The following is a 22,919-nucleotide window of genomic DNA, read 5'->3' on the forward strand; positions in this document are numbered from 1 at the left end:
TTGATATATACATTATAATACGATTGGGAACCAATATCAAGAAAATATTACTGGAGCATGACATATACTTATACGCAGAACGGCCGACACCATTACAGTGCCGGCCGTTCTGCGCATTTCTACACTCACTTCTATGGTTTTATTATATCACTCGCGCATATGCTGCGCAAGATGAATAGCAAGACGTTTTTCGACAGTTCCAAACCATTGATAACCTCAATGTGCCCATTCCTCAGTACCTGCCTCATCATCGGTTTTACACCCATGGAGAGAAGATAAAGATAGCAGCAGTCACAGAGAGATGTTATACTGAAAGAAGAATACAAAAAGAAAATTACCCATTGCCAAAAACAGAGACACACAGGAGGAAAGAGAATATGTACAAAACAGAAACTTATACAGCAGTGGTACCGGTGGAGGACTACATAGAAGGTTATGTGGATGTGGACACATTTCTGGAGTGCTGCAGGGCATGTCCGAATTATGAAAAGGTATGGTCCTGCCCATCCTATGATTTTGATGTTCTGTCATACTGGAGGAAATACGAGACCCTGGAACTGACAGCCGTTAAAATAATCTTTGATGAGGAGTTTGCAGGGAAAGCATTTACAAAGGCGGAGCAGGATAAGATCCTTGGACAGTCCCTCCGTGTGGAGAAGGAAAAGCTGTCGGAAATGCTCTGGGAGAAGGAAAAACAATATCCGGGAAGTATCAGCCTGTCAGCAGGCTCCTGTATTTTGTGCGAAGGAAACTGTACCAGACCGGATAAAAAAGCGTGTCGATTTCCGGAAAAGATGCGTTATTCCATAGAATCCATCGGAGGCAATGTGGGACTGACACTTAGCAAGCTGATGGGAATAGAACTGGAATGGATGGAAGAGGGAAGGCTGCCCCATTATTTTGTTCTGGTATGCGGGCTTTTGAAGTAAACAATATATGGAAGAAAAAGGAAGTTGACAGAGAAAGATATTTGCTGTACACTTTTATCATAAACTTATAAAAGTATCTGATAAAAGTGAAAAGGAGAATGCATATGGACACTCTGACTGCCAGACCAAGAGTATTGAAACAGGCAAATCTTTCCCTCATACGAAAAGTCCTGAAAGCAAAAGGAACTGCCACCAGGGCAGAGATTGCCTATGAGACGAAAATCAGTTCCACCACAGTCCGTTCTCTGCTGTCTGAAATGATGCAGAACGGAGAGATCGAGAGTGTTGGATACGATGAATCCAGCGGAGGAAGAAAAGCAGAGCGCTATGGGTTCCGGCCCAACCGGTATTACGGTGCGGCTTTCTGCATCACAGGAGACCAGATCTACGGTCTGCTGATCAATGTCTGCGGAGAGATCGTGGAAAAAACAAGGCTGGAGGCAGCAAACGGAGATTTTGAAAGCGCCATCACCGCTTGGATGGATGAACAGATAAAAAAAAGAGAAATCAAGTCCATAGGCATTGGCGTGCCCGGCGCGGTGGAAGGGAAAGGGTACTGGAGAACAAATGAGGCGGACGGGAAATTATATAAAATAGATATTGGCGACAGCCTTGAAAAGCGGTACAAGATTCCTGTGGTGCTGGAAAATGACCTGAATGCCACTGCCATCGGATTCGGACGGTGTTACGCAAAGGAGTTTCCTTGTGAGAATCCGGAGAACACGAATATGGCTTTTCTCTACTTTGAAAAGGGCTGTGTAAGCGCCGGTTTTATCTCAGGGGGCAGAGTTGTACGCGGACATCATAATTTTGCAGGGGAGCTGGGTCTGCTGCCCATGGAAGACGGAAAGACGCTGGATGCGTGCATGGCAGAGCCCATGGAGGATGTCAGATATGTTGATCTGGTGGTCCGGGTCATCAGTTTTATCTGCGGGATTCTGAATCCGCAGTATGTGGTCCTTGGCGGCCCGAGTCTGCAAAAGGACTGTATCGGGCCTATCGGTGACGGGCTTTCCGCCTTCCTGCCTAAACACCTGCTGGCAGAGATTCTCTACTCCCCGGATGTGTGGCATGATTATTTTGACGGGATGGCAAGTCTGACCGCTGCAAAGATGTTTGATGAGGTACAGTTTATAAAGGAGCAGCCATGTTTATGAAGCGGAGAGAGAAAATTCTGGATACCGGGCCACGGATTTGCTTTTTTGTGCAGACAGCATTTGGAACGGCGTTTTCGTATCTGACCAGCGGTGTATTTTTAAGTGGCCATGCGCTTCTTATGGGAGCAGGGGATGTGCTGGTCAGTTATCTGAGCGTGATCGTGAATATCTGCGGGGTGCTGATCCTTGGATTTGCGGCATATCTGGAGCGGTTTCAGAGCCGTAAGCGGCTGACTGTTATATTTACGGCACTTTCCAGAACCGCCACGCTTTTCATTGTACTCATACCGGCTGTGGTGCCGAAGCGGATGCAGATCGCCGTCTTTGTCCTGGCGGTGGTCATGGCTTTTACGCTTCAGGCTCAGACGACGGTAGTGCTGAACCAGTGGATGATGGGGTTTATGGATGAAAAGAAAAGCGGACGTTACATATCACTGAGACAGACGCTGACACTGGGCGTTACGGTCCTGTTATCTGTGGCTGGCGGTTTCTGGATGGACCATATGCAGGGGGAATACCTGGGATTTGCCGTTCTGTTCGGGGCAGCGGCGGTGATGAGTATCTGTGAAGTCATGCTTCTGATGCGGACACCTGACAGCGCGCCGTACCGGCCTTTGAAAATAAATTGCGGACTTGGGGATGCACTGAAGATACCTCTGAAAGACAGGAAGTTTGTGGGATTTGTGGTTTAAATCCTGGCTTTTTATCTGCTTCTCAATATTTCAGACAGCTTTACCATGGTGTATATGATGAAATATCTGGCACTTCCCTATAAAACGGTGACGGCTATGTATATGATCATATCCCTGCCCCAGATCGTGCTTCTGGGCTTATGGGGGAGGATCAGCGATAAGCGGGGACATGAATTTGTTTTGAAAACCTCCATCTGGCTTTTTGCAGGTGAGACATTGTTTATGTCTTTTGCGGCGCCGAAGAACTGCCTGTTGTTTATTCCGGCTGCGTTTCTTATATCTTCCGTTGCAAATGCCGGTTTTGTAGTCGCTGTGTTTAACAGACGGTATGAGCTGATGCCGAAAGACAACAGGATCATGTATGATAATTTTTATACGGCAGTCATTGGACTCGGGTTTATTTTAGGCCCCATGATCGGAGGGGCAGTGAAAGGATTTCTGGAGGCGGGCGCAGCAGTGAAATCTACTGTTGCCATAAACGGAATTCACTGCCTGTATCTGATATCTACGGCAGGCATTCTGCTGCTGCAGGTCATTTATTACCGTGTGCAGGGAAGAAGGGAGGTGTGTGTCCATGTCAAGGGTTGATTTTCATATCCATACAAAGTTCAGTGATGACGGGGAGTTTTCTCCGGAAGAGATCATCAGGCAGTGTGAGGCATGCGGGATGGAGTGGATTGCCGTAACAGACCACAATTGTGTCCGCGGCGTGGCCGAGGCTTTAAAAGCAGCCGTTAAAGTCAGGGTTATCCGGGGTGTGGAGCTGGACTGTGTGTATAGAGGACAGAATTTTCACCTGTTGGGATATGGCATTGATGTGAACCGTGAAGAATTTGCAGCCGTGGAACAAGATATTTTACAACAGGAGAGAAGGGCGGCAGAGGAAAAAATCCGGCTTTTCCGGCAGGCAGCAGGTATTGTGGTGGATGCGGATGAAATTCTTGCCGGGGCAGATAACGGCGTTGTGACCGGGGAACAGATTGCTGAACATGTCTTAAAACGCGGGGATGCAGACCGGTATGAAATACTGGCCCCCTACCTTTCGGACGGGGAGAAAAGTGATATGCCAAATGTGCGGTTTTACTGGGATTTTTTTGCAAAGGGAAAGCCGGCCTATGTGGAGATATCCTATCTATCCCTTCCTGATGCTGCGGCCCTGATACACAGCGCGGGCGGTGCGGCGGTTCTTGCGCATCCGGGGCAGAATCTGGGCGGAGATGATGAACTGCTGGATCAGATCACGGAGGAGAAAATTGACGGCATTGAAGTATTTTCTTCCTACCACAGCAGGGAGCAGGCACTGCATTATCTGGAAGCCGCGGAACAAAAAGGCCTGTTTGTCACCTGCGGCAGCGATTTCCATGGCAAAAATAAGCCGAACATCGTACTGGGAGGTCATAATGCCCTGTGGAGCGATGAAAGACTTACATCAGAATTGAAAAAATGCTCCTTATGGAAACTGCCTGTTCTATAGCAGAACAGGCGGTCCCATAAGGAGCGGTAAGAATTATAATACATCCTCTATTTCACATCCGCAGGCAAAAGGACCTGCAAGCGGCATCATATCGCGCTTTCTTCCAAAGTAATCCCGGTCAAATACAATAGGAGCTCCGTCAGGTGCTTCAAATTTCTGTTCCGGCTCAAATGCCTCACCCAGCAGTTCTGTGCTTACAAACGGAGTCTCAAATTTTGGCAGGTAATCATACAGATTGGTCTCCAGACGGTATTCTCCGCCTTCCTCTTTTAATTCCAGCGTGATCTTGTGTTCCTCATCCACTTTATAATTTTCCTCTGCATCACACGGTTTGGCGCCGTTAAAATATACATTGCCTCCGGTGTAGATGGGAAGATGGTCATAATAGATGTCTTTGTTGTCATGGTCCACAGCAGTCTCTGCGTTGAAGCGTCCAAAGTACGTCTCTGCCGTGGGATATCCGTCGTACGGTTTTGTTCCGCAGATAAACTGGTATTTATCCATGGTGCCCATGCCCTCAGATTCCGCATAGGCAGCCAGGTCCCGGCGGATTTCCTTCTGCACGAAGATATTGTTGTAGAAACGTGCATCACCGTGAAGAATCGTCATAAATCCGGCAACCTCTGTGCGGTGCGGTACGTGATATGGTGTATACCTCGGGGATGGCAGATATTGTCCGCCGTTATCTACACCGGCGCCTACCCAGGTAAAGGAACCTGCGATCAGGTTGTGTACAAGAGCGGTGCCCTGTGTGCTGATGCGGCATGCGCAGTCGGACAGAAGCAGATTGTTGTCAACCAGTGTGGGACCGTGGGAAACCTCGATAAAAATGTCCTCAGCCAGAGCCAGACCATTGGCAATCTCTGTTCCTTTTGGCGGAACATTGTCGTGGAACAGATTCTGTGTGACACGGGTCCCCTGTGCCTGCCAATCCAGCCACAGGCCGCGGGTGCAGTGGTGGAAATGGTTGCGGCGGATGATCACGTCAATGGCAGCATGCATTTTGATACCGCCGATCTCTGCGCCTGCCAGGTCCTGTTTGTTGTTGATATGGTGAATGTGGTTGTCCTCGATCACAGAGAACACGCCGCCTAAATGTCCTACAATACCGGTCTGTCCGCAGTCGTGGATGTTGCAGCGGCGGACAATGTGGGAACCGATGTTCTCTTTTGTCCATCCCTCAATCTGTGCCTGGCAGATGGCGTCACGTTCTGTTTGGGTTCCGTCTTTATAGAATCTGGTGGTCCACTTGTTTTCATTATTCGGCTGCAGATATTTTCCCAGGGAGATACCGGAGCATTTGGAATCGGAAACCTCACAGTCCTCAATGATCCAGCCCTTTGACCAGTGGGGGCCGATCATGCCTTCCTGGTAAGCAGTGGGCGGTGCCCATGTGGTAGCTGCCTGTTTTACCGTGAAGCCTGACAGCGTGATATAATTAACGCCAGTCTTATCCGGGTAGAAGCAGTTGCGCCGCACATTGATCTCCACATTTTCCTCGTTGGGGTCAGCACCCTGGAAGTTGGCGTAGATGACAGTGAAGCCGTCTTCCTGTTTTGTGTACCATTTATAGAGGGTAAAATCCGGGTCCCAGGAACCTTTGTAAATGGATGGGTTTGTGACATCCTCCAGTGAAAATGCCTCATACATGGATTTGCCGTTTATGTATACCTCACCGGTATGCACCGGTTCCGGAGCACGGTACCAGTCACCTGCAATGACTGTGGTGTAGGGGTTATAGCAGCCGAAGATACCGTTGGGAATACGGGCTGTCCAGACATTGCCCTGATACTGTGTCCAGTTTTTTACAGGTTCCGCGCCGGTAATGACAGCGGCCAGCGGCTCCTCTGAGCGGTAGACAATACGATTGTTTTCGTCTGTACCGCCGTTTTTCGGATTTACATATTCCCGGTAAATACCCGGAGCTACCAGGACTTCGTCTCCTGCGCGGGCGGCAGCGGCTGCCTCACTGATGGTCTGAAACGGTTTTTCCTTAGTACCGCATCCGTTTCTGGGAGCATTTGCGGCTACATAATAAATCATAGATGTTATCCTCCTTTGGCTGTTTAAAACTAGTTACTATTCACAGTCCTGCAAAAAGCGCAGTTCTGTGAACAGTAACTTTTCTATTGACCTTCCCGGTCTTGTGATAATATAATTATACTGTGGATTTAGGGATATATAAATAATCATACTGCCTGAAAATATAAGAATCCTGCCATATACGGAGGTCGCTATGGTACAATTCAGAAAATTGGATATGGACGGAAGAAAAAAGGAAAAAATCGTTTATCAGAACCAGATGCTTCACTATGGCTTATATGTGCCGAGACCGGAGGCGTATTTCTTCGGGGATATTCCGTGGCACTGGCATGATGAATTTGAGTTCGGACATATTTTGGGCGGAAGTATGCAGTATAAGACCAATCATCATGAATTCATACTGCATGAGGGGGACGGAATATTTGTCAATTCCGGGGTTCTGCATTATCTGCATCCTCTGGAGCCTGTGGAGGAGGTAAGGCTGCAGTCACAGTTCTTTGACCGTTCTTTTCTGGCAGGCGCATCGGGAAGTATTCTGGATATCAAATATATTGTTCCTGTGCTGGAACAGAAACAACTGGACGCAGTGCCCCTTTACTGTTCCGATACGGGAAGCGCGGAGTTTCTGGAAAAAATGAGGGAAGGGGCAGAACTGAGCAGCAAGGGGGAGCCATTTTTTGAGCTTCGTCTGCGGAATCTTTTCTCAAAGCTCTGGGAGATGGTGTATTCCTGGGCTATGGATGAGAAGAAAAGCGGGACAGGGTTCAACGCCTTGGAGGATGAACGGATCAAACAGATGCTGTCCTATATTCAGGAACATTACAGTGAGAAGATCACGGTGCAGGATATTGCATCCAGTATACATATCAGTGAGCGGGAGTGCTACCGTCTGTTTCAGACGAGTCTTGGGGAGACACCTGTGGAGTTCATGATCTCCCTGCGTCTGCAGAAGGCACAGGAGCTGCTGCGTTATACGGATAAAAGTGTTCTGGAGGTGGCTGTGGAGACCGGATTCGGGACCAGCAGCTATTTTGGAAAAATTTTTAAACAATATCATCATATTACACCGAAACAGTATAAGAAGCTTAATTTTGACAGGAAAGAACATCCCGAAAAGGAGACCTGAAACGTGTGCGGCTGTCTGCGGAAACGCAAACAGCCGCACACGTTGCTTTACGCCGGAAGTTCTCCGTCTGCGGGCATCCGCCTTATTTCTTTCCGGACCAGAAGAACTGCCAGGATACCGGCAGCCGCGTCCGCAATAGGACCGGCATACATGACTCCGTCAATTCCCATAAAGAGGGGGAAGATCAGGATCATGGGGATCAGGAACAGAATCTGTCTTGTCATGGAAAGCACAATACCGCGGGTGGCTTTGCCGATGGAAGTGAAAAAGTTAGCGGTCACCGGCTGCAGGCCGTTCAGGAAGGTACAGAACATAAAAATGCGGAAATACTTCTGGGCAAACTGATAATAAAGCTTGTCTCCGGAACCGAAAAGGCTGACGATCTGCCTGGGGAAGTTCTGGAAACATATAAATGCAGTCACAGCCAGAATAGTTGCTGTTCCGGCTGCGCACAGATACGTCTTTTTCACCCGGGAATAGTTTTTGGCGCCGTAATTAAATCCCACGATCGGCTGTGAACCCTGGGCAATCCCGATGACAATGGACAGGAACACCATATTCACCTTGGCTACGATCCCTACCACCGCAAGGGGAATGTCGCTTCCGTAGACGGAGTGGGAACCATAGTGGCGAAGCACATTGTTCATGGTTATCTGGACCACGGTAAGGGCCAGCTGATTGAAGCAGGAGGCCATTCCGAGGGACGCGATAGCTTTGATACAGTGAGATCGGGGAATGAGATTTTTAAGCTTCAGCTCCACGGTTTTATACCGGGGCAGATAGAAGAGGACCAAACAGGCGGAGAATACCTGGCCGGTCACCGTTGCCCATGCAGCTCCGGCAATACCCCAGCCGAAGGTAAAAATGAACAGGGGGTCCAGCACAGTATTGATCAGAGCGCCGGAGACCATGGATATCATGGAATAGGTAGGACTGCCGTCCGCCCGGATCAGATGGTTGCCGCCTGTTGTCAGCATAAAAAACGGAATGCCCCAGGTGGTGATCCCCACATAGGTCATGGAATAGGGCAGAACCTTGGGGGTAGCGCCGAAGGCCAGGATCAGCGGCTTCAGGAACAGGCGGATCAAAATGACCAGGATGAGGCCGCACAGGATGAGGCTGCCGAATCCTGTGCCTGCAATATGCTTTGCCTTTTCTTCATGTTTACGCCCAAGTTCCAGATTAAAATTGGAGGCGCCTCCGATTCCTATGAGGAGAGCGATAGCTGTAGTTATGGTGGTAATGGGAAAAGCCACGTTTGTCGCGGCATTTCCGTACATGCCCACGCCCTGCCCGATGAAGATCTGGTCCACGATATTATACAGCGCGTTGACCAGCATGCTGATGATAGCCGGTACCGCGAATTTGGGCAGTAATTTACCGATGGGGCTGAAGCCCAGCGGGTTTTCTTTTATCTGTTGCGTATTCTCCATATGAGTTCTCCATCCTTTCTGATTTTATTTTAAGCCATCTGAAGAAGAAATCCAATACAGAAATTTGATGAATCTGAAAAAAAGAGAAAATAGTATTGACAGACAGGATAATACTTTGTATATTATATATGAACATATGAATATGCATTCATATGAAAATAAGATGAACGGAAAAGGAGAAAGTAAATATGAGAAAAACATTTAAACTGGTAGATTTAGACTGTGCACACTGTGCTGCAAAAATTGAGGACTCTGTAAGGAAGATGGAAGGTGTAACCGGAGTAGAAGTGAACTTTCTGAGCCAGAAGATGGTTCTGGAGGCATCTGAGGAGTACTTTTCTGAGATTGCGGACAAAGTGGTGAAACGGATTCGGAAAATTGAGCCGGATGTCACAGTGAAAAAAATTTAAGATCATTGCGGCAGGGGGAACTGCCTGCCGCCGCAATTTATGAAAGGAAGAGAATTATGACAAAAAAACAGAAAAAACAATTATACCGCATACTCACATCCATTCTCATTTTTCTGCCGGTCTTATGGCTGCCTCTGAATGAAACAGGAAAATTCATAGGATTTCTTGTCTGTTATGCCGTGATTGGGTGGGATATTATCTGGAAAGCTGTCACCAACATTCTGCATGGTCAGGTATTCGATGAAAATTTTCTGATGACCGTTGCCACTGTGGGAGCCATGTGTCTGGGTGACTATAAAGAAGGTGTGGCAGTCATGCTGTTTTATCAGGTGGGAGAACTGTTTCAGTCCTATGCTGTCAGCAAATCACGCCGTTCCATTGCAGGACTGATGGATATACGCCCGGACTATGCCAACGTTGTGAGGGATGGAAAAGAGACCAGGGTGGAACCGGATGAAGTTCTTGTTGGAGAGGTGATTCTGGTCAAACCGGGAGAACGCATACCCCTTGACGGAATCGTTCTGGAGGGCAGCTCCACTCTGGACACCTCTGCACTGACAGGGGAATCCATGCCAAGGGAAACCGGGGCAGGGGCGGAGGTCATCAGCGGATGCATTAATCAGACAGGAACCCTGAGAATCCGCGTATCCAGGCCCTACGGGGAATCCACAGTTTCTAAAATATTGGATCTGGTGGAGAACGCCAGCAGCAAAAAATCAAAGTCCGAGGCATTTATCACACGTTTTGCCAGATACTACACACCCTCGGTTGTGGCAGCAGCAGCACTGCTTGCCATATTGCCGCCTCTTATTACCGGGCAGGCGTTTGCCCCCTGGATACACAGGGCGCTGACATTCCTGGTGATCTCCTGCCCGTGTGCGCTCGTAATCTCTGTTCCGCTGAGTTTCTTCGGCGGCATCGGCGGAGCTTCAAAGTGCGGTGTGCTGATCAAGGGAAGCAATTACCTGGAGGCACTGGCAAAAGCAGAGACTGTTGTGTTTGACAAGACAGGTACTCTGACGAAAGGGGCCTTTGCAGTGACGCGATGCTATCCCCGGGGAATCACCGGTGAAAGATTACTGGAACTGGCAGCCTGTGCAGAAAAAGACTCCAATCACCCCATTTCCAGGTCTATTGTGAGGGCATACGGAAAGAATACCGAACAGTTTACAGTTTCTGATGTACAGGAGATCCCGGGACACGGTATCTCTGTCACTCTGAATGGAAAAAATGTACTGGCAGGAAATGCAAAGCTGATGAAAAGCAGAAAAATCACGTTTCAGCCAGTGAAAGAAGCAGGTACCGTTGTCTACGTGGCGGAAGACGGGAAATACCGCGGTGCTGTCCTGATCGAGGATGAGATCAAGGAGGACGCAGCCTTTGCTGTCAGCGAACTGAAAAAAGCAGGGGTGCAGAAAACGGTTATGCTCACCGGAGACACAAAGGCAGTGGGCGAAAAGGTAGCAGGGAAATTAGGGCTTGATCTGGTCTATACAGAACTGCTTCCCGCGGATAAAGTGGCACACATGGAAGAACTGCTGGCCAGGACAAGTGAAAAAGGCAGGCTGGCTTTTGTGGGAGACGGGATCAATGATGCGCCGGTGCTCGCAAGAGCAGATATAGGAATCGCTATGGGTGGACTTGGTTCCGATGCGGCAATTGAGGCGGCAGACATTGTCATCATGACAGATGAACCGTCAAAGATAGCGGCAGCTATGCGGATTTCCAGAAAGACACTGGCAATCGTGCGCCAGAATATAGTTTTTGCTCTGGGAGTGAAGGCCGTTGTTCTGCTTCTGGGAGCACTTGGAATTGCATCTATGTGGGCAGCAGTCTTTGCAGATGTGGGTGTTGCTGTCATTGCCATATTAAATGCAGTCCGCGCGCTCCGAGTGCCGAAGGAGGAGAAGGTGTTGAGAAAAGAAAATTTCCGGGAGGCGCCGGCAGGGTGAATTTTACTAAATTGAACCGCTTATTTTCGGCAATTATTTACGAAATCCATTCACTGTGGTAGAATTATTCTATAATTGTATTGACAGAAAAAGAAAAAAGAATATAATGAACTTATCACTTGTCCTACAAGTTGAGACGAAGGGAAGATATATGAAAATAAAACGTGTCAATGTAACCAGCCAGGTGGTGGATTATCTGAAGAAGAATATTGAATCCGGAAACTGGACAGTTGGTGAGAAGATACCGTCAGAAAACCAGATGACAGAGGAGCTGGGCGTGAGCCGATCCAGTATCAGAACGGCGCTGCAGTATCTGATTGGCCTTGGTGTCCTGGAAAGTGTGCATGGCAAAGGGACTTATCTGATTAACAGCCGTGTGGAGAACTGGGATGAGACGGAGAACAAGATCACATCCGAGGACTGCAGGGATATTGAAAAGGTATTGGAATTCAGAAAAATACTGGAACCAGATGCCTGCAGACTGGCAGTGGAAAAATGTACGCCCAAGATCATCACTGCTCTGGAGACATATCTGGAGCAAATGCAGATGTTCCAGGGAAATCGGGAAAAGTTTGTAAATGCAGACCTGAAATTCCATGAAGTTATCTGCCGTTCTACAGGCAACGCCCTGCTGGAAAAAAGCCTGCACAAGGTTTTCCAGGAGACCAGGCAGAATCATGAACAGATGAATGAACTGTTTGGCTATGATTCAGGGATCCATTACCATGCGCAGATTCTGGATGCATTTAAGAATGGCGATGCGGATGCAGCTCATGATATTATGTATGAACATCTGGACGCAGCTATGAAAAAGCTGTGAATCAGATTCTTACAGAACTGCCTGTTTCCCGTGGGAACGGGCAGTTATATGGAAAATGACAATGTTTTTATATTCTAACTTGTATGATGAGTAACAAGTAATAGGAGGAGAGAGATGTCAGTTAAAATTCAGGACATACGGGTCATATGTACAGCGCCGGAGGGCATTAACCTTGTCGTAGTCAAAGTGGAGACAAATCAGCCGGGATTGTACGGCCTGGGCTGTGCTACATTTGCTTACCGCCATCTGACGGTAAAGCACCTGATCGAGGAATATTTAAAACCGCTTCTTGTGGGGCGGGACGCTGAGAATATTGAGGAATTATGGCAGCTTATGCACCAGAACGGCTACTGGAGAAACGGCCCTATTGAAAATAATGCGATTTCCGGCATTGATATGGCGTTGTGGGATATCAAAGGCAAGATGGCAGATATGCCGGTGTATCAGCTGTTCGGAGGAAAAGTAAGGGAAGGGATTCCGGTATACCGCCATGTGGACGGAAAAGATATCGGGGAAATCTGTGAAAATATTCAAAGATTCCAGGAGATAGGAATTACGCATCTGCGCTGCCAGTGCGGCGGCTACGGCGGGGCACCTTACGGACAGACACCTGAGACAGCGCCGGAAGGGGCACATGATGGGATGTATCTGGACTCCAGGAAGTATATTCGTGACACAGTAAAACTTTTTGGAGAAATCCGTGACAGAATCGGATATGATATGGAATTGGTACATGATGTACATGAGCGCATCGCTCCTGTGGAAGCTATCAAACTGGCAAAGGAGCTGGAACCCTTTGATCTGTTTTTCCTGGAGGACCCGGTTCCGCTGGAGCAGACAAACTGGCTGAGAAACTTGCGGGAACAGACCAGCATCCCCATTGCCCAGGGAGAGCTTTTCAACAATCCTAAAGAGTGGAAAACTCTCATAGCAGAGCAGCTGATTGATTTTATCCGTGTACATATCAGTCAGATAGGAGGCATCACACCAGCCAGAAAACTTCAGATTTTCGCGGAGCAGTTTGGTGTGCGCACCGCATGGCATGGGCCGGGTGATATGTCACCCCTGGCTCACGCGGCAAATATCCATATTGATCTGGCGGCACCTAATTTCGGAGTGCAGGAGTGGTCAGGAATCGAACCGCCTAATTTTGTGATACAGGATCTGAAGGGGCCGCATGGCGCGCTGCTGGAAGTCTTTCAAGGTCTTCCCGAATTTCGCAGGGGTTATGTGTATGCCAATGATAAACCGGGTCTGGGTGTGGATATTGATGAGAAGGAAGCAGCAAAATATCCGTGTGAGAAGACAGTCACCACATGGACGCAGACGAGATTGAGAGACGGTTCTCTGCAGACACCGTAAAGGGAGGGTAACATGAAGGTAAGAAAACTGGCAGCATTGTCCATAGCGGGAATACTCGCAGCACTGGCTATGGCGGGATGCGGCAAAGACAGCAGTATTTATGATGAAAACGGAAAAGTGAGCCTGAGAATGGCACAGACATCAGCAGCAGACGGAGCCATTGGAATCTCCATGGAGGAGTTTGCCGAGAATGTAAAAGAAAAATCAGAGGGCAGAATTGAGATATCTGTTTTCCACAACGGACAGCTCGGCTCAGAGAGAGATAATATCGAGGCATGTGAACTGGGCAATCTGGATATAGCAGTGGTAAATCAAAGTGTGCTGGCGAATTTCATTCCTGAGATCGCAGCGTTTGACCTGCCCTATGTGATCGAGGGTACAGAGCATGCGGATAAGGTGTTTATGGGAGAAATCGGACAGGACTTTCTCAAAAGACTGGATAAGGTGGAGCTGAAAGGATTAGGAATCTGGGAATCCGGGTTCCGTAATCTGACCAATTCCAAGAAAGAGATCAACAGTGCCGAGGATGTGAAGGGACTGAGAATCCGTGTTATGGAAAATGAAATCCATCAGAAGCTCTGGAAAGCGCTGGGGGCGGATCCGGTGCCCATGGCCTGGAGTGAGGCATATACCGCAATGCAGCAGGGCGCCATTGACGGACAGGAAAATCCTGCTACGGTCATCGACAAAAATAATGTGGTGGAAGTAAATAAGCATATGGCCATTACAGAACATGTGTATTCCACGGTGTATGTTCTGATGGCGCCCAAAACATGGAATTCCCTCACAGATGAGGACCAGCAGGTCATTGCGGAGTGTATGGAGGAAGCCAACCTTGCAGAGCGGGAACTGAGCCGGAAGATGGATGCGGAGGCTGTTTCCACACTGGAGGAACAGGGAATGAAGGTGACTTATCCGGATAAGACAGAACTGATCGCAGAGACACAGAGTGTCAGGGATACTTACGGTGCAGACTACAAAGAGACTCTTGACAGGATAGCTGCAGCAAAATAGCAAAGGAGAAGGAAGATGGAGAAAGCAAAGCAGGTTTTTAGCAGGCTGCAGAGTGCTGTGAATGCATTGACTGCGGTTATACTGGTGGCAATTATGGTGATCATACTGGTGCAGACTTTTACCAGATACGTTATTTTTTACAGCATACCCTGGTCTGAGGAGGCATCCAGGTATCTGTTCGTGGCAATGATCCTTCTGGGAATCAATATGGGTATATCCCAGAATCTCATGGTACGCATTGACATTATAGATAATTTTCTGCCGTCCGGAGTGAAAAAGGCCTTTGAGATAGGAAGGCAGGTTCTGGCACTGGCTATATCTGCTGTGTTTTTTTACAGCACTTTTGGTATGCTGCGCATTGGAGGATACCAGTTGAGTCCGGCCATGAGGATTCCCATGAATGTTATGTACGGAATCCTGTGTCTCGGATTTGGACTTGCAGTGATTTCCGTAATCTTTAAACTGCAGGAAACCGTAACAATGAAAACAACCGAAGAGAAAGGGGGAAATAACTGATGTCAGCTTCCGCAGCAGCTTTGATCGTTGTACTGATTGTTCTCATGCTTCTCGGCCTGCCGATTACCTGGGCCCTGGGAGGTGCATGCATCTGTGCTATATTTTTAGACCCGGCATTATCACTGGCCATGATCACCCAGAAGATTTTTACGGGGTGTGATAACTTTTCCATGCTGGCTCTGCCCGCGTTCTTTCTGGCAGGTGATATCATGTCAAAGGGCGGTCTTTCCAAAAGGCTGGTGGCCTTTGCAGATTCCTTTGTAGGCTGGATCTCAGGAGGAATTTCACTTGTATCTATTGTGGCGTGTACCTTTTTTGCGGCAATTTCCGGCTCCTCTGTTGCGACAACAGCGGCTATCGGCGGTCTGATGTACCCGGAAATGGTAAAAAGAGGATATCCCAAGGATTATGCGGCAGCCGTACAGGCAATTGGCGGAACACTGGGAATCGTCATTCCGCCGTCCACAGTATTTGTTATTTATGGTAATATTACCGGTGTATCTGTGGCAAAACTGCTGATGGCAGGTGTTCTGCCGGGTATCCTGTGCGGAATCCTGCTCTGTGTATATGCCTTTTATAAAGCAAAAAAATGTAATTTTCCAAAAGAGGCGGGATTTTCCTTCAGGAGATTTCTTCTTTCCTTCAAGGATGCAATCTGGGCATTGATCATGCCCATCGTGATTCTGGGCGGCATTTACGCAGGTATTTTTACTCCGACGGAATCCGCAGTGGTTGCAGTGTTCTACGGATTTCTGGTGTGCATTGCCATCTACAGGGAGATCAGCGGAAAAGATGTCTGGGAGATTCTGAAAGGAACTGCTGTCAGCACTGCAAACCTAATGTTCCTGGTTGTTACGGCACAGATGTTCGGATATCTGATCACTTATTATAAGATTCCGGTTGCGGTCACCAATGCATTCATGGCAGTGGCAAGTAATAAATATGTGTTCCTGGCACTGATCATTGTGCTGCTTCTTATCTGCGGTATGTTTCTGGAGGTGGGCGCCACCAATCTGATCCTCGGTCCGATTCTGGCACCGATCGCAGTGGCATTCGGCGTGGACCCGGTTCATTTTGGTATGCTGTTCGTATTTCTGCTGGCACTTGGCCAGGCGACACCGCCATTTGGGACGACTATGTTTGTGGCCTGTGGATTTTCGGAGCAGCCGGTCAGCAAAGTGGCAAAGAATCTGATTCCTTTTGTGGCGGTGGAAGTAGTTTGTGCAATTATTTTTGCCTATGTTCCGGCACTCTCCACACTGCTGCCGAATCTGGTTTCCTAACAGAGAGATGATACTGAATTTTAATTAAGAATATGAAATACTGCCCGGAATTCATTTCGGGCAGGGGGATTACCCGGAAAGGAAAGAAAAATGAAGAATACAATGAAGGAAGTAGTGGTTGTAAGGCCGCATCAGGTAGAAGTGCGTGAAGTCCCGGTTCCCGTTCCCGGTGATGATGAGGTTTTGATTCAGATGAAGGCAGCAGGCGTATGCGGAAGTGACCATCACATTTATCACGGCGCAAATCCCTGTTCTACATATCCTCGTATCCCGGGCCATGAAAATGCGGGGATTGTTGTGAAGGCAGGAAAAAATGCAGCAAATGTAAAAGAAGGAGACCATGTGATCGTAGACCTGATCCACACATGCGGAGAATGTTATCAATGCAGGATCGGCAGAAAAAATGTATGTGAAAAGGTAATGGTCAGAGGCTCCGGGATGGACGGCGGCTGGAGAGAATATTTTACGGCACCGGCAAATGAAGTTTATAAGATTGATGACAGCGTGTCATGGGAGGACGCGGCTCTTGTGGAGCCCTACGCTATCGGTGCGCACTGTACAGCCAGAGGACGTGTAGTACCGGAAGATACTGTCCTGATTCTGGGAACAGGAACCATCGGTGCCATAATCCTTCAGACCTGTAAAGCAAAGGGGTGCAAAACAGTGATCTGCTGTGACATCAGCGACAGCTCCCTGGAACGTGCAAAGGGATACGGCGCAGACCATGTGATCAATACAAAGAAAGAAAATCTGGCGGAAGCAGTCCGGAACATTACAGACGGCCATGGAGTCACCATCGCGTTTGATTCAGCCTGCTTTCCCGGTTCCCTCACAATGATCATGCAGCCGGGGATCGTCTGCAACGCAGGGCGTGTGGTCCCGCTGGGATTTTGTACGAAACCGGAGGAAATCACACAGGCCATGATCAATCAAAGGGAACTGGACATTATAGGAACCAGGATGTCCTGTTATAAATTTGAACCGACCATTGCGTGCATGGAGAAGAAGCAGTTTAACACAGAAGGAATCGCTACTACATTTATAAAATTCAGTGAGATTGAAAAAGTATTTCATTATATGGATAATCCGGAACCGTCGGTAAAGAAAATGGTAATTATGTTTTAGCTACAGCATACATTCAGGTTTTTGAAAGGAGGGCAGGATCCGGTATCCTGCAGCACAGACATGAAGGGAAATGAATTATTTAACATAGAAGGAAAAAAAGCAATCGTGACAGGCGGAACAAGAGGTCTTGGATACGGAATGGCAGAAGGCCTTATGGAGGCCGGCTGTGAGGTGGTCATTGTGGGAACATCCCATAAGGTCCATGAAACAGCGAAACAGTTTCAGGAAAGAGGCTACAAGTGTCATGGTGTAAAAGCCAATCTGGCAGTGCGTGAGGAAGTGTACCGCTGTTTTCAGGAATGTGTGGAAAAGCTGGGAAATGATCTGGACATTCTTGTGACTGCCCATGGCATTCAGAGGCGCCACAGCGCGGAAGTGTTCCCTGTTGAGGAATGGGATGAGGTCCTGAATGTGAATCTGAATTCCGTATTTATCCTCTGCCAGGAGGCAGCTAAAATCATGCTGGAAAAAGGATATGGGAAGATCATCAATATTGCCTCCATGGTATCCTGGTTTGGAGGACAGACCGTTCCTGCCTATACAGCGGCAAAAGGCGGAGTGACACAGCTTACAAAGGAACTGAGCAATGACTGGATCGCAAGAGGAATTAACGTAAACGCCATTGCACCGGGATATATGGCAACAGAGATGAATGCTGCCCTTCTGGACAAGGAAAATCCCAGATATCAGCAGATTACAGACAGGATTCCTGCAAACCGCTGGGGAACAGGGGATGATATGAAAGGAGCCTGTATTTTCCTGGCCTCCCATGCCAGTGATTATCTGGGCGGAGCCATTATTCCCGTAGACGGAGGATATCTTGTAAAATAAAATACAGGAGAAGTATGCTGTGATGTCAGGGGGGTGTTGAGCAAAAGGATGAACGGCTGTATTACATTGTCCTGATAAATTTTCTGATAAGGAAGAATGTCTTGTTTTAAAGAAAAATAGGGGATACAATAGAAGATGAAAACTTATATCAGAAAGCATGTGTATCAGGAGGTGAAAAATATGGCAGTTTTAGACGGATGTGAAAGCAAATACAGAACCCCGGTATCGGAAGACCGGATATGTCCAAAATGCGGTGAGGAAGTGGAAGTTTTTACTGTAAGAGGCAGAGTTGTGGAGGAGACCAGTTGTTCCTGCGGATATGTATTTCAGGCGGAGGAAGTGGAACCTCTGAAGACGGAAAAAGAAGAGAAGTAATAGAAAGTTTAGAAGTACCCGGAAGCGGCAGACAGAATAAATGTGGCTTCCGGGTATTTTTATAAAGGAAAATTATTTCCGGCATAACAAAATTTCTGTTTCCGCATACTCTATTATAAGGAGTCATCAGGGGATGTTATGTGGGAAACAGTATGGAAAAGAGCAATTTTTTGCAGCAGGAAAATGTACATAGGATTGCGTTGACTAAGGAGCAGCAGAAGAATTTCAGCAGGCATCTGAAGCGGGGAATCTGCAGGGAACTCCATGCGCAGAGTCTGCTGACAGATGAGCAGCTCGGCATATTGCTGAATGAGCTGGAAGAATGAGAGTATATGGCTGTTGGAATATGTTTCCGGCGGCCTTATATTTTTATTTCCTGTTTTGGCGTATAAGTCCGGCATACAGGAATTTTAATATAGAAGTTGGAGGCTTTACAGGTGGGAAATAAAGTGAGGGCGGCTGCGTACGGAAGAGTATCGACGGAGAAGGATGATCAGGCAAATTCCCTTAAAAGCCAGCGAAAATATTTTTCCGATTACATCAGTCAGCATGAGGACTGGGAGCTGACAGGTATTTATTATGATGAGGGAATCAGCGGAACCCAGACTGCAAAACGAAAAGGGTTCAATCAAATGATCCAGGATGCCATGGCAGGCAGGATAGATTTGATCCTCACAAAAGAAGTGTCCAGGTTTGCCAGAAATACGGTGGATACCCTGTCTTTTGTCAGAAAGTTGAAGGCAAAAGGCGTCCGGGTTATTTTTACGATAGATAATATTGATACAATGGACGGAGATGGGGAACTGCGTCTGTCCATCATGGCTACCCTTGCCCAGGATGAAAGCAGGAAGACTTCCGAACGTGTAAAGTGGGGACAGAAACGCAGAATGGAGCAGGGTGTGGTATTCGGAAGGGACCTTCTCGGATATTCGGTGAAGCAGGGCAGGATGTTTGTGAATGAGGAGGAGGCAGAGATTGTCAGAAGCATATTTCATAAATATACAAATGAGCAAAAAGGTACCCATATCATTGCAAGGGAACTGCAGGAAGAAGGAATACAGCCGAAACGGGGCACTATGTGGTCAAATACTATGATCCTGAAAGTGTTGAAAAATGAAAAATACGCAGGTGACTTGTGTCAGAAAAAGACGATCACTCCGGATTACCTGTCCCACAGGAAAAAGAAGAATGAGGGTGAGGAGGAAATGGTTTACCTGAAAAACCATCATACCCCTATAATTGACAGAGTGCTGTGGGAAAGAACCCAGAAGGAGCTGGAAAGAAGGTCTTTATCCTATCACAAGGCTTCACAGTGCAGCCGTTATTGGTGCAGTGGAATGGTGAAGTGTGGTGAATGCGGGACCGGCTTTGTGGTCCGCACAAAAAAACGAAGGGACGGAAGTATCTACAGGGCATGGAGATGTTATCATCATGCGAACTATGGAAAGAGGAAGGAAGTTGGGGAAGGGGCAGAATACGGATGTGACAACACTGCGGTCAGTGATCTGGCGCTGCGCACCTGTGTGCGTTATGCAGTAAAACAGGTGGACTTTGACTGGGATGCCGTGGAAACAGAAATTCTCTGGCGCATTAAAAATTTGAAGCAGGCAGATACATATGCAGAGGATACTGCCGTGATTGAGAAAAAAATAGAGGAAATTCAGACAAAAAAGAAAAAATGTGTTGATCTGGCTTTGGAGGGGATTTTAAGTGCCGATGAACTGACAGAGCAGAAGGAATGGTATGACGGGCAGAAGGAGAGACTGGAGAGAAAACTTCTGAGAGCCAGAAAGGAAGAAGAGACAGAGAAGAAGAGAAGGTCCTGCTTTGAGAGATATGTGGGGGCGGTTGATAAGATATTGCATTTTAATGTGGAGGAAGAGTCTCTTTACCGGGAATTAGTGGATGAGATTATTGTATATCCCGGTCAGATCGTGTGTGTATGGCTGAAATACATACCGTTTGGGATACAGATGAGGATTCATAGCTGTGGAAGACGTGACCGTTATCAAACGGAAATTTTAGAGTCGGTTTTGGTGGGGAAGTGAGAGCAGGGATATGAGAAGATGAGGACAGAAAACGGAGGGGGTAATAGCGGTTACGATATACCTATATCATTCAGGGTACCCATGGCAATGCGGTTCGGCATGGCAAAACGCTGTGACAGGTAACGCATGGAAGCGGCGATTTCGCCATCCGGTCCACCATACTGACTCATAATAAACAAAGCAGCCTTGGCATTCGGCGTTTTAATATTTATCGGATACTGTAATCTCTTCTCATAATTCCACATACTCTGACTCCCTCCTTTCTATTCCCAAGGCCACGGCTGCATCACCCAGTCCCATGAGGTACTGCAGTCATCATCAGCAGTTGCAATGGTAAGCGGGCCATAATACATGGCGTATTCTTTCAGTGCTTCTTCACGGATGCGAATCTTATCTGTCATAAATTCCATGGCACATTTGTCATCCGGATGGGTGTCGAGGTAGAGGTTCATATCGTTGACAGCGAAGCTGACCTCATTGATCAGCTGCATTAACTGCGCTTTGCTGCGTCTGCATTCTTTCATCGACAGCCACCTCTCTTTCCACAGAATGGTTTGCACAGTTCAGGGAAGATGGTTCCCATCTGCAGTGCTTTACACAGTTCAAAGGTGGTTTTAAATTTCTGCATTGGCACATATGCCATGGTAAGCGGCAGCTTGTCGGCATGTTCGTAGATTGAGGTGTTGTCTACCATATCGCAGTTACAGCCGCAGGGTGTACGGCGGCCGCAGTTGTTCCGTGCCGGCATTTCCCTGTTCGGCGGAGAATACGGACGGACGCCCTGATAATTCATTCGACATTTTTCCATATCTGGTTTTCCTTTATATTTACTTATACAGTAATATCTTATGAAAGACTGCATAAAATGTTAAATATTCTTTACGCTGAAGCGCTAAAATGGTATAATAACAAAAACGGGCCGATGCGGGGCAGAACCCGGCGGCAGGTGTTTCGGGGCAAAGGTATGGAAAGGTCCGGAATGCCGTTTTAGAGTAAAATGGATGGAAAGGAATTTACAGCAATGGAGAATTATTATCAGCCGGAAGTCGAATGTGCCTCAAGAGAGCAGATTCGCAAGTGGCAGGACGAGCGCCTGGCAAAACAGGTAAAGCACGTATATGACAACGTGCCCTATTACAGAGCAAAAATGGAGGAAAAGGGCATTGTGCCTGAGGATATCAAATCCGTGGACGACCTACATAAGCTTCCCTTCTTGACAAAAGAAGATCTGCGTGAAGCGTATCCCTACGGACTGCTGGCAGTCCCCCTTTCTGACTGTGTGCGTATTCAGTCTACAAGCGGCACCACGGGCAGAAGAGTGGTGGCATTTTATACACAGCACGATCTGGATCTGTGGGATGACTGCTGCGCCAGAGCTATCATGGCAGCAGGCGGAACGAAGGACGATGTGGTACATGTGTGTTACGGATACGGACTGTTTACAGGAGGTCCGGGACTCAACGGCGGTTCCCACAAAGTGGGTTCCCTGACACTTCCCATGTCTTCCGGTAATACAGACAGACAGATCCAGTTTATGTGCGACCTCGGCTCCACGATTCTCTGCTGTACCCCTTCTTATGCGGCATACCTGGCGGAGACCATCTGCGAGAGAGGTCTCAGGGACAAGATTAAGCTGAAAGCAGGTATCTTCGGCGCTGAGGCATGGAGTGAAGAGATGCGCCGTGATGTGGAGGAGAAGCTTGGAATCCGCGCGTATGACATTTATGGCCTTACCGAGATTTCCGGTCCCGGTGTCTCCTTTGAGTGCAGCGCCCAGGGCGGCATGCATATCAATGAGGACCATTTTATAGCTGAGATCATTGACCCGGCCACAGGCGAAGTGCTGCCGGACGGAGAGAAGGGCGAACTGGTATTTACCAGCATTACAAAAGAGGCATTCCCGCTTCTCCGTTACAGGACAAGAGATATCTGCGTACTGAACCGTGAAAAATGCTCCTGCGGCAGAACGCATGTGCGCATGTCCAAACCAATGGGCAGAAGTGATGATATGCTCATCGTCAAGGGCGTCAATGTATTCCCGAGCCAGATTGAAACGGTGCTTCTCAATAAGGGCTACCCGGCTAACTACCAGATCATCGTAAGCCGCGAGAAGAACAGTGACAAGCTGGAGGTTCAGGTGGAGATGACACCGGAAATGTTCTCTGACTCCATCCGCGAGATTGAAGTGAGAGAGCGCGAGCTGATTGAGGCTCTGAAGTCCATGCTGGGCATTTATGCAGTAGTGAAACTGGTTGCGCCGAAGACCATCGCACGAAGCGAAGGCAAGGCAAAACGCGTGATCGATAACCGTAATCTTTACTAGAAAAAG

The 22,919-nt window shown here is 47.9% G+C and carries 23 protein-coding genes and 1 pseudogene; 19 read left to right on the forward strand and 5 right to left on the reverse strand.

Annotated elements, in window-relative coordinates; all coding sequences use genetic code 11:
• Positions 1-377: 377 nt before the first annotated feature.
• The 5 genes from WMO65_RS06655 (at position 378) to WMO65_RS06675 (ending at position 4,252) form a co-directional block, all read left to right on the forward strand.
• Positions 378-929 carry a DUF2284 domain-containing protein gene (locus WMO65_RS06655; RefSeq protein ID WP_033142249.1) on the forward strand — a complete coding sequence of 184 codons (552 nt, stop codon included), beginning with the start codon at positions 378-380 and terminating at the stop codon, positions 927-929.
• Between the two features lie 104 nt (positions 930-1,033).
• Positions 1,034-2,086, forward strand: coding sequence for an ROK family protein (locus WMO65_RS06660; RefSeq protein ID WP_103732404.1), 1,053 nt, complete (start codon positions 1,034-1,036; stop codon positions 2,084-2,086).
• Positions 2,083-2,778 carry a hypothetical protein gene (locus tag WMO65_RS06665; protein WP_243128862.1) on the forward strand — a complete coding sequence of 232 codons (696 nt, stop codon included), beginning with the start codon at positions 2,083-2,085 and terminating at the stop codon, positions 2,776-2,778. The genes WMO65_RS06660 and WMO65_RS06665 overlap by 4 nt, the downstream gene beginning before the upstream one ends.
• Positions 2,779-2,823: 45 nt before the next feature.
• Positions 2,824-3,366 (forward strand): MFS transporter, encoded by a 543-nt coding sequence (locus WMO65_RS06670; protein WP_243128861.1) that lies wholly within the window; start codon positions 2,824-2,826, stop codon positions 3,364-3,366.
• The gene (locus WMO65_RS06675; RefSeq protein ID WP_148393729.1) at positions 3,353-4,252 is read left to right on the forward strand and encodes a PHP domain-containing protein; all 900 of its coding nucleotides are present in this window, start codon (positions 3,353-3,355) and stop codon (positions 4,250-4,252) included. The genes WMO65_RS06670 and WMO65_RS06675 overlap by 14 nt, the downstream gene beginning before the upstream one ends.
• Positions 4,253-4,285: 33 nt before the next feature.
• On the opposite strand, the gene WMO65_RS06680 is transcribed toward WMO65_RS06675, so the two are convergent.
• On the reverse strand, positions 4,286-6,295 hold the full coding sequence (locus tag WMO65_RS06680; RefSeq protein WP_148393728.1) for a right-handed parallel beta-helix repeat-containing protein: 2,010 nt from the start codon (positions 6,293-6,295) through the stop codon (positions 4,286-4,288).
• Positions 6,296-6,488: 193 nt separating this feature from the next.
• Between WMO65_RS06680 and WMO65_RS06685 the strand changes: the two genes are divergently transcribed.
• Positions 6,489-7,421 (forward strand): AraC family transcriptional regulator, encoded by a 933-nt coding sequence (locus tag WMO65_RS06685; protein ID WP_033142244.1) that lies wholly within the window; start codon positions 6,489-6,491, stop codon positions 7,419-7,421.
• Positions 7,422-7,468: 47 nt separating this feature from the next.
• Here WMO65_RS06685 and WMO65_RS06690 read toward each other — a convergent pair whose 3' ends face one another.
• Positions 7,469-8,854 (reverse strand): MATE family efflux transporter, encoded by a 1,386-nt coding sequence (locus WMO65_RS06690; RefSeq protein ID WP_148393727.1) that lies wholly within the window; start codon positions 8,852-8,854, stop codon positions 7,469-7,471.
• A 188-nt stretch (positions 8,855-9,042) separates the two neighbouring features.
• Here WMO65_RS06690 and WMO65_RS06695 point away from each other — a divergent pair, with 188 nt between their 5' ends.
• From WMO65_RS06695 to WMO65_RS06750, 12 genes are all read left to right on the forward strand, one after another.
• Positions 9,043-9,264 (forward strand): cation transporter, encoded by a 222-nt coding sequence (locus tag WMO65_RS06695; protein WP_033142242.1) that lies wholly within the window; start codon positions 9,043-9,045, stop codon positions 9,262-9,264.
• Between the two features lie 56 nt (positions 9,265-9,320).
• On the forward strand, positions 9,321-11,216 hold the full coding sequence (locus WMO65_RS06700; protein ID WP_148393726.1) for a heavy metal translocating P-type ATPase: 1,896 nt from the start codon (positions 9,321-9,323) through the stop codon (positions 11,214-11,216).
• Between the two features lie 151 nt (positions 11,217-11,367).
• Positions 11,368-12,036, forward strand: a complete 669-nt coding sequence (locus WMO65_RS06705; protein WP_033142240.1) for a FadR/GntR family transcriptional regulator — start codon at positions 11,368-11,370, stop codon at positions 12,034-12,036.
• Positions 12,037-12,150: 114 nt separating this feature from the next.
• On the forward strand, positions 12,151-13,398 hold the full coding sequence (locus WMO65_RS06710; RefSeq protein WP_148393725.1) for an enolase C-terminal domain-like protein: 1,248 nt from the start codon (positions 12,151-12,153) through the stop codon (positions 13,396-13,398).
• Between the two features lie 12 nt (positions 13,399-13,410).
• A complete protein-coding gene (locus WMO65_RS06715; RefSeq protein ID WP_033142238.1) occupies positions 13,411-14,412 on the forward strand; it encodes a TRAP transporter substrate-binding protein in 1,002 nt (333 codons plus the stop codon).
• Positions 14,413-14,427: 15 nt separating this feature from the next.
• Complete coding sequence (locus WMO65_RS06720) at positions 14,428-14,928, forward strand: TRAP transporter small permease (RefSeq protein ID WP_148393724.1); 501 nt, start codon at positions 14,428-14,430, stop codon at positions 14,926-14,928.
• Positions 14,928-16,211, forward strand: a complete 1,284-nt coding sequence (locus tag WMO65_RS06725; RefSeq protein WP_033142236.1) for a TRAP transporter large permease — start codon at positions 14,928-14,930, stop codon at positions 16,209-16,211. The genes WMO65_RS06720 and WMO65_RS06725 overlap by 1 nt, the downstream gene beginning before the upstream one ends.
• 90 nt (positions 16,212-16,301) lie before the next feature.
• Positions 16,302-17,336: an alcohol dehydrogenase catalytic domain-containing protein gene (locus tag WMO65_RS06730; RefSeq protein ID WP_148393723.1), complete on the forward strand. Its 1,035-nt coding sequence runs from the start codon at positions 16,302-16,304 to the stop codon at positions 17,334-17,336.
• Between the two features lie 60 nt (positions 17,337-17,396).
• A complete protein-coding gene (locus WMO65_RS06735; RefSeq protein WP_103732174.1) occupies positions 17,397-18,167 on the forward strand; it encodes an SDR family oxidoreductase in 771 nt (256 codons plus the stop codon).
• 180 nt (positions 18,168-18,347) lie between these two features.
• Positions 18,348-18,542, forward strand: coding sequence for a hypothetical protein (locus WMO65_RS06740; RefSeq protein ID WP_033142252.1), 195 nt, complete (start codon positions 18,348-18,350; stop codon positions 18,540-18,542).
• 140 nt (positions 18,543-18,682) lie between these two features.
• Entirely contained in the window at positions 18,683-18,868 is a 186-nt protein-coding gene (locus tag WMO65_RS06745) for a hypothetical protein (protein WP_148393722.1), read from the forward strand.
• A 111-nt stretch (positions 18,869-18,979) separates the two neighbouring features.
• The gene (locus tag WMO65_RS06750) at positions 18,980-20,590 is read left to right on the forward strand and encodes a recombinase family protein (protein WP_187370695.1); all 1,611 of its coding nucleotides are present in this window, start codon (positions 18,980-18,982) and stop codon (positions 20,588-20,590) included.
• A 59-nt stretch (positions 20,591-20,649) separates the two neighbouring features.
• Here WMO65_RS06750 and WMO65_RS06755 read toward each other — a convergent pair.
• The 3 genes and pseudogenes from WMO65_RS06755 to WMO65_RS06765 all read right to left on the reverse strand — a co-directional run.
• Positions 20,650-20,835 (reverse strand): annotated as a pseudogene (locus WMO65_RS06755) (manganese catalase family protein); the annotation flags it as partial.
• An 18-nt stretch (positions 20,836-20,853) separates the two neighbouring features.
• Positions 20,854-21,114, reverse strand: a complete 261-nt coding sequence (locus tag WMO65_RS06760) for a spore coat protein CotJB (protein ID WP_033142230.1) — start codon at positions 21,112-21,114, stop codon at positions 20,854-20,856.
• Positions 21,111-21,398, reverse strand: a complete 288-nt coding sequence (locus tag WMO65_RS06765; RefSeq protein ID WP_225305288.1) for a spore coat associated protein CotJA — start codon at positions 21,396-21,398, stop codon at positions 21,111-21,113. Before WMO65_RS06765 ends, WMO65_RS06760 begins: the two co-directional genes overlap by 4 nt.
• Before the next feature lie 213 nt (positions 21,399-21,611).
• Here WMO65_RS06765 and WMO65_RS06770 point away from each other — a divergent pair, with 213 nt between their 5' ends.
• A complete protein-coding gene (locus tag WMO65_RS06770; protein ID WP_033142251.1) occupies positions 21,612-22,913 on the forward strand; it encodes a phenylacetate--CoA ligase family protein in 1,302 nt (433 codons plus the stop codon).
• Positions 22,914-22,919: the final 6 nt, after the last annotated feature.

Origin of the sequence: Blautia caccae, from assembly GCF_040095955.1 — a bacterium.
In the GTDB taxonomy this organism is placed as follows: domain Bacteria; phylum Bacillota; class Clostridia; order Lachnospirales; family Lachnospiraceae; genus Blautia; species Blautia celeris.